The sequence below is a fragment of the Microcoleus sp. PH2017_08_TRC_O_A genome, from assembly GCF_020738665.1.
Lineage (GTDB): Bacteria > Cyanobacteriota > Cyanobacteriia > Cyanobacteriales > Microcoleaceae > Microcoleus.
The window spans coordinates 1-13,475 of the sequence record NZ_JAEQCE010000069.1 but is presented as its reverse complement, the minus strand read 5'-3'; the positions used below and the strand labels follow the sequence as shown (position 1 = coordinate 13,475).

Sequence of the window (13,475 nt, the reverse complement as noted above, 5' to 3'; positions counted from 1 at the left end):
TAATTCATTATCATATCAAATTTAGTCGATCGCACACAACCGGGCAGTCGAGGCCCGATCCCCTAAATCATCCTTAAAAAGCAGGGGGGTTTTATAGTCAGGAGAGAGATAGGTACGTAGTTGGGCTTTAGCCCTCTTTGTATATATGTCTAAAGAGGGCTGAAGCCCAACTACGTACCTTGCCTAACCCTACCTACCTGTAGCCCAGACTTCCTACAGCCGCACCCGCACCGGAGTGCGATTAGCCCGAACTTCAAATTCAGCAGCTTGAATCATAGACTTTCCAGTCATCTCCGGGGGCTGAGGCAACCTCAACAGCTCCAAAATCGTCGGCGCCACATCGGCCAAACAGCCGTCCGCCCTGAGAGCAACATTCCCTCCGTGACCTGGAATTTTCAGACCTTCGCCTTCTATTAGAATAAAGGGCACCGGGTTAGTAGTGTGAGCCGTCCAAGAATTCCCGTTCTCGTCGAACATCACCTCAGCATTTCCGTGGTCAGCAATAATAATTGCCGTTCCCCCAGCTTGGGAAATCCCGGTCAACAGCCGCCCCAAACATTTATCCACAGTTTGAACCGCAATTATCGTCGCATCCAGCATCCCCGTATGACCAACCATATCCGGGTTAGCGTAGTTAAGCACCACAAACGAATAAATCCGCTTGGACAAAGCCTCCAGCGCCACATCCGTCACCTCAGCGGCCGACATCTCCGGCGCCTCATCGTAAGTCGCCACCATCGGACTCTGCACCATTTCGCGGTCTTCCCCCTCAAAAGGCTCTTCCAGACCCCCATTAAAAAAATAAGTCACGTGAGCGTACTTTTCAGTTTCCGCTGTCCGCAACTGTCGCAAACCGTGCTTAGAAATCACCTCACCCAGAATATTGTTCAAATTCTGGGGTTCAAAAGCCACCAGTACCGACGACAGTTTGGGGTCGTACTGAGTAAAACTCGCAAAGGTCAGCGGCTCAATTAATGATCGTTCAAAGCCCTTAAAATCTGGCGCTACAAAAGCCTGAGTCAACTCTCTAGCCCTGTCCGGTCGAAAATTGAAGAAAATCATCCCATCCCCGGATGCCACCGCTCCCGGGGCAATGCGAGTCGGAACTGCAAACTCGTCGGTTACTCCTTCAGCATAGGAGGCCTGCAACACATCAACTGCCGATCGACCATCAGGTGCGCTCTCAACCGTCATTACCTCATAAGCGCGGCTCACCCGATCCCAGCGTTTGTCTCTGTCCATCGCGTAATAGCGGCCGCTGATGGTAGCAATCCGACCCACTCCTACTTGTTTGATATAACCTTCTATCTTGCTGAGAGCTTCTACACCCTCTTTCGGAGTAGTATCGCGGCCGTCTGTAATCGCGTGGATGCAAACTTCAGAAATTCCCTGTGCTTTTGCTAGCTGTAGCAAACCCAAAATGTGACTCAGGTGCGAGTGTACCCCACCCTCGGAACAAAGACCGGTCAGGTGTAACTTGCCGCCCCGACGGCGCACTTCCTCGCAAAGTTTAACCAGCGCCCGGTTGTCGAGCAAAGAACCATCTTCGACAGCATCCGAGATTCGCACTAACTCTTGAGGAACCACGCGGCCGGCGCCGAGATTTAAGTGACCGACTTCCGAGTTGCCCATTTGCCCGTCTGGAAGCCCTACCGCCCGACCTGATGTGTTAATCAGAGTTCTGGGATAAGCTGCCCAGAGACTGTCCATCACGGGTGTTTTCGCTAAGGCGATCGCATTTCCGTCTTTTTCTTCACGATAACCCCAGCCATCTAGAATAATCAGCACTACAGGAGATACAGACGTTTGTGCCATGCCAATACCCTATTTACAATAATTAATTTCTCGATCGTCATTATTGCCGATTTTGCGGAACATCTTCCGCTCATATATTTTGTACAGCGGCCCAACAACACGAACAATAATTCCCCCAGCCACAGCATTTTGGAAACTAATTTCCACCCGATCGGCAAATTGTCTAATTGATTGCCTTGACTTGAACTCTGAATCCACCGTTGGATACTGTTACTCGATAGCGCCAACAGTGGCCGTGCTTTGACAGCCGGATTTTCCCGGATTGTTCAACGGTAAACTGCTCTGGAAACACTCAAAACAATACCACACTTGGTCGTATTTTGCTAGTGGCTCAAAAAATAAATTAAACAGCCTTGACCGGGCTGCGAATAACTTTAACAGTATGCAAATAAAAATTGGTTTCTGAATTGTCTCAGTTTCAGCGGACATAAAACTCTACAACATCTTTTTTGATTTTCACATCGTAATTGCCAAAGAAATCGTGACCGAGGAGACCAATTTCCATTTGTTTGGCGATCGCCACTTCGACATTTTGGATGGCAGCACCCCCAACCCGAATCGATCGCACCAAACCAATGGGGAACTCGACAATGCTACCGTCAGCGATCCCCGCTCTCCCAGTGCCCACTTGCCTCACTCCCAGTGCAGTAGCCATCCGCTGAGTAATTAAAGTGCCGCTCGCCCCGGTATCGACAATCATTTCAAAAGTCTTGTTACCGTTAAATACCACATCAATCACAGGTGTCCCACCCGCGCGGCGCTTGATTTTCGCTTGAAATACCTTTTGATTCCCACCAGAGGCTGGTTGATTGGCTGGCGGTTGGGCACCAGGATTTGAGGTGCCCCTGCGAAACTGAGAATACACATTGCCACTTCTGGCTTCCGAGGCTGCTGTTAAAGTGCGATTCCCTTCGGGATAGCTCCGCCGCGCGTGCTGCTGGGAACTCACAAGTGGCACCAATGCCATCACCTTTGTTTCTGGCTGATGTGAATGAGCATTCACATTGCCGCTTCCCACCGATCCCAGACCTACCAAAACAGCCACAGAAACAATGCCCGATCGCCAAATCCGTTTCAGAATCACTTTTGCCACCATAACCATGCCCTAATTAGTTAAATATGTGCAAGAACCACCACCATTGATATCCTAACCTGCTCTTGAAAACCCAGGGCCCGCCTCAATATCAAATCGTCCGGAAAACTTGGCAATTTAAAAGCGATCGCATACCATCAAACCAGGTAAACTGAAAAGCGGCAAATGGCAGCAACTGCAATTGCCATTTGGATCACTTAAAAGTCAGGCGTTTGGGGACGATCGGTAATGCGTAAACTTTTATATTTTGCAACTATAGGAATGCTGGCTTTCTCGATCGGGGGATGCGGCGGCGACGGGGGTGGCGACACAGCCAGTCCCACTCCTAGTCCTAGTATCAGTCCGGGTGCAACACCAGGGGCACCAGCAGCCAACGCTCCCGGAACGACCGGGGGTGTGGCAAGTCCCACACCAGGAGCTCAGACATTCCCCTCTCCAGTAGTAGCAGCCCAGCCCCCCGGCTTGATCCGATCGACAAACCCTGACGATCGCGCCAGACAAGCTCAAGCAGACATTGATGGCAAAAAGACAGCCCCGAGGGCAATTCCACAGACCTCTGTCCCCGGCCAAGCAAATGACCCATTCTCAGTCCTTCCCCCTCAACCACTCAAAACAGACGGTGGCGGGACAGCGGGCAACGAACTCCCCAACCTCCCAGTCAGACAAGTTCCAAGTCTGCCCAAGCTGCCAGACGAGAGAAACCCACCCCGGTGGACGCCAGTACCGGGATCGAAAAGGGCACCGGGCGGCGGCACAGTTGCCGAACTTCCCAAAGCTCAAAGCCCCGCACAGGTGTCAAGTCTTCCCAACCTGCCGCTAACCCCCGTACCCCAATGGCGGCCTCCAATTTCAGCGCGTCCCCAAGCAGCTCCCGGACGCCCCGGAGCGAGACCAGCAGGCTCCCCAAACGTCGCAGGAAATCCGCCGTCAATACCGGGCATTCCAGCAGGCTCAACCGGCGGCACCGGACGCCCCGGATCCAGACCGGCAGGTGCCCCAAACGTTGCGGGAAATCCGGCATCAATACCGGGAGTGCCTTCTATACCGGGCTTCCCAACAGGCAGCACCGGCGGTACCGGTACCAGACCAGGACGCCCCGGAGCCAGACCAGCAGGTTCCCCAGATATAGCAGGAGCTCCGGCATCATCAATACCGGGAGTTCCCTCTATACCGGGCTTCCCAAGAGGCACGACGGCAGGCCCCCAAGGGACGCGACGACCGGCCCAGACACCGGGACGGCCAGGAGCAACACCGGGACGCCCGCCAGCGATCGCCGCCCGCCCGCCCGGCCCGCCCCGCCCTCCCAACATTCCCAATATCGCCACCAGAGAATTGCCCGGTCTGCCCAAGCTGCCGGAATTAACACCGCCGCCCTCGTGGCAAGACCCGAATCCACCACCACCCCCCGCACCACCACCGCCACCGCCTTCGACAGACAATGCCAAAGGAGTTGAAGTTAGTGGCGTAGTCAGAGTTGGTAATGACATACTGGTAATTGTGAAAGCACCTAACGAGCCAACAAGTCGATATATCAAAGTAGGACAGCGGATTGCCAGCGGGCAGGTGCTAATCAAACGGGTTGATTTCAAATCAGGAGCCGATCCGATTGTGGTTCTAGAAGAAAACGGTGTAGAGGTTTCTAAAATTGTGGGAGAAAAATCTCCCCGAGTTGCCCAGAACCCAATTTAATGCAAAATTTAGCTCAATCCTTAGAAAAAAAATTGAGAACCGTCATGCTTCGCTCAATTAAACAACTCGGAATATTCATGTTGGTTGGCACGGGGGTAGGATGCCTCTCACTGCTAGCCAATACTAAATCGTCATTGGCGGCGCCAGCAGCAGAACAAAAGCGCCCTCCGGTTTGCGAAGGCTCTCCCCCGAACGGTAGAGTCAAGTGCAACTACGAAAATGGCGACAATTATGAAGGAACTTTCGTCAACGGCAGACCTCAGGGACAAGGAATATACGTATACTCCAAGGGCGATCGCTATGAAGGACAGTTTCGTAACGGCGTGCCCAACGGTCAAGGCACATTCCTGTTCGCCAACGATGACCGCATGGTAGGAGAGTTCCGCAACGGTCTGATCGTTAGGGGAGAAGCTATTTTTGCCACGGGCGATCGCTACAGAGGAACATTTGAAATTGTTCAACAAGTAGGTGGCAGCGCTCCAAGCAGTCAGCCACACGGTCAAGGGCAATTTATCTTTGCCACGGGCGATCGCTACGCCGGACAATTTTTCGCAGGAAACCCATTTGGTCGCGGAGTGTTTACTCGATCGGACGGCACTCGCTGCGACGGTCAGTTTTTCAACGAAAAGCTAGACGGTAAAGGTAGTTGCAGTTTCCCCAACGGCGTTCGCTACGAAGGCGAATTTCGTAAGGGATTGCCTCACGGTAGAGGCGTAATTACAGATGCTAAAGGTAGACGCTTTTCTGGAGAGTTTCGGGCAGGCAAGCGCGTTCAACCTTGAATCTCGCTGCTAAAATTTGCGATCGGACATTAGTGGAGGCCTTTTGACATGACGACAAATGCTGCTTCTAGTTCTGGGCACGCCAGCCAAATTCCTTTTGACTTTGCCCCGCAGCAGACTCAAGATGCTGACTTATTAAGACAGCTAGATTTTGTTCCGGGTTTGAAGGAAATCTTGACTTTGCGCCAAGTTCATGCTTTGGAACACGCTACGGTTTGGGTACTCAGCCAATCTGGCGGTACGCCGACAGCAAGAGCAGATAATCAGTTATTGGGCGGAATGTCCACTGACCAAGGATTTTATCTGTACGGCCGCGTTAACATTGCACAGTTGCGTCATGCAGTGCAATTAGCTTTGCAGCGGATTGCCAGCGGAGAGTGGGATTTAGCCGTACATCCCCGCTGTGGCACCAACTTGTCGGTGGCAATGCTACTGACTGCTGGACTTGCTGTCGGCATCAATTTAGCTCTACCGAAGGGGCCCATTCTGCAACTTTTGGGTTTGGGTGCGGCGGCGGCGACAGCAGCTCAGTTAGCTCCCGATGTGGGAGCTCTGGCTCAGCGCTACGTCACAACTGCTATTCCGTTTAATTTGAGTATTGTTGATATTTCTGTCAGTCAGGACTTCTGGGGACGGGAAGCTCATTTTGTGCGCGTGCGTTGGGTTGAATAGCTGCGACGGCAAGGGAGACGGGGAGAGAGGGGCAAATCTTCATTTTTCCTTTTTCATTCTTCCTTTTTGAGTCCAGGATGCCAGTGTCACAATAAAGGATTTTTTGGGTACGTTGTTGGGAAAAGAGCGCTCTTTTCCCAACAACGTACCTTTTTTAAGGTGCCATCTGCCTTTTTCATTCTGCCTTTTTCATTCTTCCTTCTGCCATATTATTTGTATTATAGCTTTTCTTATATAGATTAGGTACGTTGTTGGGCTTGGGCCCTCTTAGTTTATTAAGTGGTTGTAGGAGCTGTCAGTCATACCTCATCTTTTTGAGAAAGGCTATATAGCTTTTCTCAAAAAGATGAGAGATAATTCGTAAATGCAGTTTTTAGCAGCATAACTTGCTATGTAATAAATCTAAGAAGGGCTGAAGCCCAACAACGTACCTACTTGTTATAAATCTAAGAAGGGCTGAAGCCCAACAACGTACCTCATTTTTATAAAAACGGATTTATATATCAGAATCGGTATCATAAAAACGATACTATTCAAACGTCAATTCTGGTTAAGCATTAACTTAATTTAATTCACTAACTGGCACTACACAATGAGAAATATATTTTTTGGTAGCTCGATAAATTTCTATTATATTCAGTTTCCATCTTCACAATCAAGGCGTCAGCTATGAAAAGCTCGGATTGACTTCTGAGGCGACTTGCCAGAAGAGAGCAGCATCAGGTAAAATTGCTTGTTAGAATTTTTAGATCAAAAGTCAATCAAAAAAATGTGCAAACTAGCGATCGACAAAACCAGTCTAGCAAGCCTGCTGGCAGTCACATTAGCCCTAGCAGGCAACAGCTTTTTACCTTTGGGTCACAATGCGAGTTTTGCGAGGGAAATTGCCCAAGCTAACGAACCAGAAAGAGTTCCCGACGGCAAGATGGTTCCCGTTAATGGCAAAGCTAATGTGAGATTAACGAATAAAACCAGCGATCGACTATTTTATCAAGTAGTTGGACAAACTAACCGCCGCACCTTAGCCGAAAATTCAACAGTCGCGCTGCAAGCATTGACACTACCTGCATCCATTGTATTTAGGCGACAAGACGGCGCATTATTGAAAGCGAGTTTAAAACCCGTTGGTGAAGGCACAGTAGAAGTAAGATTAGACGAGACAAATGATTTAGGTTTGGATAAAAGATCTTTAAGCATTCGGAATGATGGTGCACTGTTTCTCCGATAACACGGCGGTTGAAAGCGCCCGATCTTCTTATCCCAAGCATATTGATATAAAATCAATTTGGCGATCGCCCTGGCAACTCGAACTCACCTTCAATACACATCCGAGTCCCTATGTCAATCAAAAAAATTCTTTCCATAGCGCTGTTAATTTTCATCCCCATTTCCATCGCCGCCGAATATTTGCACTGGGGGTCTCTGGTAGTTTTCATCACATCCGCCCTAGGCATTATACCTCTGGCGATTTGGTTGAGCACAGCAACAGAAGAAGTGGCGATCGTCACAGGGCCCTCCATCGGCGGCTTATTAAATGCAGTCTTCGGGAATGCTACGGAATTAATTATTGCCATAGTAGCCCTGAAAGCCGGCTTGATTGACATCGTGAAAGCCAGCATCACCGGCACAATTATCAGCAACTTGCTCTTGGTGATGGGATTTTCCATGCTGCTAGGGGGAATCCGCTACAAAGAACAGGAATTCAAGCCAATTATCGCGCGGGTGAACGGTTCCACCATGACTCTAGCAGTGATTGCGATTCTGCTGCCGACGATGGTAATTTACACGTCGAATGGAGTGGAACCCGCAGCCATTCAGAATCTTTCGTTAATAACTGCGATCGTCCTAATTGCAGTTTACGCACTAACGCTGCTATTTTCCTTAAAAACTCACAGCTATCTTTACGAAGTCGGCATACTAGAGTTAGAAGATTCTGAAAATACCGATGAATCAACTGCACACAAACCGAATTTGTGGCTGTGGATAGGAGTGCTAGTCGCCTCAACAGTTGCAGTTGCTTTTGAATCAGAAATTTTTGTGGGCGTTGTCGAAGAAACTACCAAAGGATTGGGATTAACACCACTGTTTACAGGTGTAATTTTGTTGCCGATTGTGGGCGGTGCGGCGGAATACGTAACGGCGGTGGGAGTGGCGATGAAAAATAATATGGATTTGTCAGTTTCCGTGGCGATGGGTTCGAGTTTGCTAGTTGCTTTGCTGGTAGCGCCGGTGTTGGTGATTATCGGTATCGTGATTCATCAGCCGATGGATTTAAACTTTAATCCGTTTGAAGTGGTTGCAGTTGCCATTGCGGTGACAATCGCTAATCTAATTAGTCTTGACGGGCGATCGAATTGGCTGGAAGGAGTGCTACTTTTAGCAACATATATTGTGTTAGCTGCGGCATTTTACTTTCACCCTGTTACTTGAAGCAACTGTCAGATCAAATAAAGGTATGTTGTTGCGCTTCAGCGCTCTTAATATTAAGAGCGTGGCTCTCCTGAGTCTGTGGTGATAAACAAACCGCATATCCTTGACGAAGAGAGCATCACAGAATCGCGAACAGTTGTGTCTGATACCGTATCCACCATAAACCCAGGAGAGCCAAGAGCGCTGAAGCGCAACAACATACCTAAAATTACGGACAGCGACACTCTTGAACAGTAACACACTCTATTCTGCAACTTTTTCCTTTGCGCCTCCTCTCGCGACAATCAGCATCATCCTGACATTGTGAAGTGACTTTGTTCTCACAAACTTGCTGACGTGGAAAAGTACCTAAATTTTGTACAGAAACTTGAGCGGTAAGCGCACCCTGTTCTATAATTTGGTTATTTTCTTTGATTTCATAGGCAAATTTATTTTCGCCCTCTAAAACCGAAAAAGTTCTTGTTTTGTGACTGTTTGCTAACTTAAATCCAAAACTTTCGGAAAACTCACCTTTGTCATAACTTCTATCTGTGTAAGGATAGGGGTCAGTTTCCATGCCATCGGTCACATTTTTAATCAGCACTCTTCTGTTAGGGCCGGGGGGAGTCTTGCTGGAAACAAATCGAGCGCTTTGCGAATCAGGGGAGATGCCACTTCCGGGACACTGACCTACATATTCAACGCGCTTGAATTGAATCATGTTAATATTAAAACTGTTTTCGTTCTTTACCCGAAATTGTGCTTCGCTAGTCTGCTGGGCGCTGACTGTGAAAGCTGCTAGTGTGACTAAAATTGCACCAATCAAAAAAGCTAGGAATTTGATTGGTCGCTTCCCCGTAAAATATCTGGCGCGTTTCATCTCTTTATACCTCCAATATGAAAAAAGTGCATTTTATTTGAATGTAAGTTTAACTAGAAAGCTTAACTGTTGTCAAGATCGATAAAATAGGTTTGTAGTGAGGACTTTAGTCCTTCCTGGTTAGTCTCTCCACCAATGAATGAAGTATTCATGGTGCAGGTTTGTAGTGAGGACTTTAGTCCTTCCTGGTTAGTCTCTCCACCAATGAATGAAGTATTCATGGTGCAGGTTTGTAGTTGCTAGATGATTAATTAATTAAATCACCATAGCTGACGCACCCTACTTTAAAATGTTACTCGATCGCGCCATTTGTCTATAGCCTTGTTTCCTACTCCTGGCAATCTTTCGACATCCTCCCAAGACTCAAAAGGCTGCTTTTCCCGCGCTGCAATAATTTTCTCGGCTAACTTCTGGCCAACCCCTGGCAAAGTTTCTAGTTCTTCTTGAGTCGCGCTATTCAAATTAATTAAGTTTTTATCACCACTTTGCGGTTGAGGATTCGTAGATTTTGATGTTGCTTGGACTGATTTACACTCTTTTTGCTTAGCGTCAATTTTCTGTTTGATTCGGGCGGGAATTCCTAAGATTGCACCTTTGTAAAGCCGATCGAACTCCCGCTCAAAATGGGCCCCAACCGTCGGGCTGTCGATCGCCAATAACGTCTCATCATTCCCGTGATTTGCAGCCTCACTCCAGTTGTGAGAGCCTGTCAGCACGGTATTTCCGTCGATAACGCCGAATTTGTGGTGCAGGCGATCGCCCATTGGTAACAGCGGCACTCCCACTGTAGTCAGCGGCTTTTTCCACGGGCGATTGTCCGCTTCTAAGCCGCCGCAATCCTGCATGAAAGTCGCCCCCATCATGTCTAAACCTTCGCTGTAAGGGCGATAAATGAAATTTGAGTCAATCAAAGCTCGCACCGCTACACCGCGCCTAGATTCAAGTTCCAGAGTGTTTGACAACCGCTGCGCCGAAAATACAAAGAGTGCCAAATTAACAGATTTTTTCGCCTTTGCTAAAGTGCGATTTATCAAACTGTTAACGCTTTGTTCCCAAGGCAAAGTCGCACTTGTTGGTGAAAATTGCACCGCCACAGTTGCATTACCAATTCTCACTTTTTGCACTTGACGAAACGGCTTTTTGATGCCAAACTTGCTATCCGGTTTACCACCGGGCCCGTCGCCCCACATGATGTTAAATTCTTGAGTAAAGATTTGCGCTAATTGAGGGCTGTCAATTTTTAGCAGATTGTTGGCATTGCCGCGACTTGCTGCTGTTTTGAAATCGCCGTGGATATCGCTGGTGGTAAAATTCGCCGAAGTTACGATGACTGTTTTGCCGTCAATTACTGCAAATTTGTGGTGCATCAAACCGCTGCCTTTACTTCCGTCAGCAGTATCGTCAATGACAGGAATCCCCGCATCCTGGATAATTACCAAAGCATCATTTTGCTTGATTTCCTCGGCACTCAATTTACCGTCTTTATTGGTATCGGCTAGTTGCAGAAATTCGCTGTAGCGATCGCGCTCTCGTTCTGGTAACTTTGCCAACTCCTGGGCTGTATAATCGCTCCAAGGGCGATTGTACAGATGTTCGACAATTAATCTGACTTTAATTCCAGCGCGCGCGCGATCGGCCAACCTTCGTGCAATACCGGGCAAGCGAAACTCCTGAACCGCTATATCTACCGTCGATTCAGCACTTGCTACTGCCTCGGCGATTAACTTTTCTAAATCGTCTCCAGGTCTAGTTTGCGGGCGGTAAGGCTCTGTATAACTCGAAGTGAGCGACTGATTGAAGTATACTTGCAACAAGGGGTCTTGAGGCAGCGGAGCGAGAGTGGGAGGTAAATTCTGCACGTCCTGCTTTGCTTGTCCGCAAGCCGCTAGGGCGATCGCCAGCAATCCAACACAACACAAACCTGGTAAATTATAATAAAGTACATTCACAAAATTTAAAATTTTATTGAGGTCATCAGTCTATTCAGAGTGGAAAGATATTGGATCGAGGAAAGTTAAAACTATTAAATTTATGACAGGGAATAGATTTTGCGTCTTGTAGAACTGCCTCGATGCCGGAAGCATCACTGGTAGGGTAGCAGCATTCAGGGGCGTGGGTCAAACCCGATACTGATGCTTTATGGCTAAAAGAAAAACAATTTTTGATTGTGGTCACAGGGGATATGGTAAAGCGTGCCATCGGTGTACGCAAGAGTTGATAGCGCAACAGCAATCAGTTGAACTGCTGGCCGAAAAACAGACCCAAAAACAAGAGAGGGAAGCATCATTTGCTAGAGATGCGATCGATCTCAGAGGTCTACCCGACCATGTAGTTACTAAAGCTCGCGCTATTATAGCAGCTTTGGGGGAAAATAAGAATTACAGAGATTTCGGCGGCAAACGCCTGCGTCACAACCGCTGGATTGTGAGTATTCCTGTAACCCGCAACTACAGAATGCTTTGTGAAGATTGCGGCACTTTCTTAATTCCCCAAAAAGTCTTGTCCCATGAAGACTACAATGTCTGCAAACCTGGGAGTCATTAGACAGTTGACAGTTGATAGTTGACAGTTGACAGTGGGGAGTTGACAGTTGACAGCGGGGAGTTGACAGTTGGGAGTTAGCAGTTGGGAGTTAGCAATTGTTATCAGTCATAATTTAAGAATTATGAGTCATGAGTCAATAATCATTTATGCCTTTAGGATAAGTGCTTTATTCATTAGGTAGTCAATCATTCATTATTAGTTCGTCATTTAATTAAAGCAATGCAAATTTACCTCGACTATAGCGCTACAACGCCGACACGCCCAGAAGCAATTGATGCTATGCAAAAAGCTCTGACTCAATACTGGGGAAATCCTTCTAGTTTGCACGAGTGGGGACAAAGGGCGGCGACTGCTTTAGAATTAGCCAGAATGCAGGTTGCTGGGCTGATTAACGCGCTACCGGAATCGATGATTTTTACTTCGGGCGGCACTGAAGCGGATAATTTAGCAATTATGGGAGTTGCGCGTCTTTATACAAAACCGCAGCATATCATTATTTCCAGTGTTGAGCATTCCGCAGTATCAGAACCAGTGCGACAACTCGAAGAATTGGGATGGGAAGTAACTCGATTACCAGTCGATAAACATGGGCGAATTCATCCTTTGGATTTGCAAGAATCACTGCGATCGCACACAGTGCTAATTTCCATCATCTACGGACAAAGCGAAGTTGGTACACTGCAACCCATAGAAGCATTATCGCAAATTGCGCGCGATCGCAATATCCTGTTCCATACCGATGCAGTTCAAGTTGCCGGTAAATTGCCGATTGACGTGCAAAAACTGCCCGTAGACTTGCTTTCGCTTTCCAGTCACAAACTTTACGGGCCGCAAGGTGCAGGGGCGCTGTACGTGCGTCCAGGACTAGAATTGGTGCCAATGTTCGGCGGGGGAGGACAAGAGTTGAAACTGCGTTCAGGGACGCAAGCACTGCCCGCTATCGTCGGTTTTGGAGTGGCGGCGGAGTTGGCTGTGCAGGAAATGGATGTGGAAACGCCGAGGTTGATTGGATTGCGCGATCGACTTTTTGACAAATTAGCTGACATACCCAGTTTAGTCCCGACGGGCGATCGATATTACCGACTGCCGCACCACACCAGTTTTTGCATTGTCTCCCCATCCTGTCGCCCTTACCAAAAGAGAGACACAGAGAGAATCACAGGCAAAACTCTCGTGAGACAGCTAAATTTAGCCGGAATTGGCATTAGTTCCGGTGCGGCTTGTAGCAGTGGTAAACTCACGCCTAGTCCGATATTATTGGCAATGGGATATGACGAAAGCGGTGCGGTTGGTGGAATTCGCTTGACACTGGGACGCGAAACAACTGAAGCTGATATTGATTGGACGGTAATTGCGATCGCACAAATTTTAGATAGATTAATGCCCAAGGTAGCATTGTGCAGGAATTAGAAAACTGGGCGGTGGAATATTGGGTGCTTGGAAATCGGGCGGTTGGAAATCGGGCGGTTGGAAACCGGGCGGTTGGAAATCGGGCGGTTGGAAACCCGGCGGTTGGAAACCCGGCGGTTGGAAACCGCGTCTACACAGACAAAACCCGCCTCCGCGGGTTGAAGAAAAGGCGGTGAAATTA

The 13,475-nt window shown here is 48.3% G+C and carries 13 protein-coding genes; 7 read left to right on the top strand and 6 right to left on the bottom strand.

What is annotated here, in order from left to right; genetic code table 11:
• Positions 1 to 213 precede the first annotated feature (213 nt).
• The 3 genes from gpmI to JGK22_RS22900 all read right to left on the bottom strand — a co-directional run bounded on the left by gpmI (position 214) and on the right by JGK22_RS22900 (position 2,911).
• On the bottom strand, positions 214 to 1,815 hold the full coding sequence (gene gpmI / locus JGK22_RS22910; protein ID WP_293186790.1) for a 2,3-bisphosphoglycerate-independent phosphoglycerate mutase: 1,602 nt from the start codon (positions 1,813 to 1,815) through the stop codon (positions 214 to 216).
• Positions 1,816 to 1,824: 9 nt separating this feature from the next.
• On the bottom strand, positions 1,825 to 2,013 hold the full coding sequence (locus tag JGK22_RS22905) for a hypothetical protein (protein ID WP_293186789.1): 189 nt from the start codon (positions 2,011 to 2,013) through the stop codon (positions 1,825 to 1,827).
• A gap of 220 nt (positions 2,014 to 2,233) precedes the next feature.
• Positions 2,234 to 2,911 carry a retropepsin-like aspartic protease gene (locus tag JGK22_RS22900; RefSeq protein WP_293313768.1) on the bottom strand — a complete coding sequence of 226 codons (678 nt, stop codon included), beginning with the start codon at positions 2,909 to 2,911 and terminating at the stop codon, positions 2,234 to 2,236.
• 225 nt (positions 2,912 to 3,136) lie between these two features.
• Between JGK22_RS22900 and JGK22_RS22895 the strand changes: the two genes are divergently transcribed.
• From JGK22_RS22895 to cax, 5 genes are all read left to right on the top strand, one after another.
• Positions 3,137 to 4,597 (top strand): hypothetical protein, encoded by a 1,461-nt coding sequence (locus tag JGK22_RS22895; RefSeq protein ID WP_293198478.1) that lies wholly within the window; start codon positions 3,137 to 3,139, stop codon positions 4,595 to 4,597.
• The gene (locus JGK22_RS22890; RefSeq protein ID WP_293186786.1) at positions 4,597 to 5,379 is read left to right on the top strand and encodes an MORN motif-containing protein; all 783 of its coding nucleotides are present in this window, start codon (positions 4,597 to 4,599) and stop codon (positions 5,377 to 5,379) included. The genes JGK22_RS22895 and JGK22_RS22890 overlap by 1 nt, the downstream gene beginning before the upstream one ends.
• Before the next feature lie 48 nt (positions 5,380 to 5,427).
• A complete protein-coding gene (locus tag JGK22_RS22885) occupies positions 5,428 to 6,051 on the top strand; it encodes a DUF6391 domain-containing protein (protein WP_293186785.1) in 624 nt (207 codons plus the stop codon).
• 769 nt (positions 6,052 to 6,820) lie between these two features.
• Positions 6,821 to 7,279, top strand: a complete 459-nt coding sequence (locus JGK22_RS22880; RefSeq protein ID WP_293186784.1) for a hypothetical protein — start codon at positions 6,821 to 6,823, stop codon at positions 7,277 to 7,279.
• A gap of 110 nt (positions 7,280 to 7,389) precedes the next feature.
• Positions 7,390 to 8,481, top strand: coding sequence for a calcium/proton exchanger (gene cax / locus JGK22_RS22875; protein WP_293219945.1), 1,092 nt, complete (start codon positions 7,390 to 7,392; stop codon positions 8,479 to 8,481).
• A gap of 208 nt (positions 8,482 to 8,689) precedes the next feature.
• Here cax and JGK22_RS22870 read toward each other — a convergent pair whose 3' ends face one another.
• Together JGK22_RS22870 and JGK22_RS22865 are read right to left on the bottom strand one after the other, a co-directional pair.
• Positions 8,690 to 9,340 carry a hypothetical protein gene (locus JGK22_RS22870; protein ID WP_293208548.1) on the bottom strand — a complete coding sequence of 217 codons (651 nt, stop codon included), beginning with the start codon at positions 9,338 to 9,340 and terminating at the stop codon, positions 8,690 to 8,692.
• Between the two features lie 284 nt (positions 9,341 to 9,624).
• Positions 9,625 to 11,289, bottom strand: a complete 1,665-nt coding sequence (locus tag JGK22_RS22865) for a DUF655 domain-containing protein (protein WP_293313765.1) — start codon at positions 11,287 to 11,289, stop codon at positions 9,625 to 9,627.
• 190 nt (positions 11,290 to 11,479) lie between these two features.
• Between JGK22_RS22865 and JGK22_RS22860 the strand changes: the two genes are divergently transcribed.
• Positions 11,480 to 11,884, top strand: a complete 405-nt coding sequence (locus JGK22_RS22860; protein WP_293186780.1) for a hypothetical protein — start codon at positions 11,480 to 11,482, stop codon at positions 11,882 to 11,884.
• A 219-nt stretch (positions 11,885 to 12,103) separates the two neighbouring features.
• Positions 12,104 to 13,294, top strand: a complete 1,191-nt coding sequence (locus tag JGK22_RS22855; RefSeq protein ID WP_293186779.1) for a cysteine desulfurase family protein — start codon at positions 12,104 to 12,106, stop codon at positions 13,292 to 13,294.
• Here JGK22_RS22855 and JGK22_RS22850 read toward each other — a convergent pair.
• Positions 13,291 to 13,475: hypothetical protein (locus tag JGK22_RS22850; protein ID WP_293192742.1), on the bottom strand; the 185-nt coding region annotated here is incomplete at its 5' end. The genes JGK22_RS22855 and JGK22_RS22850 overlap by 4 nt on opposite strands.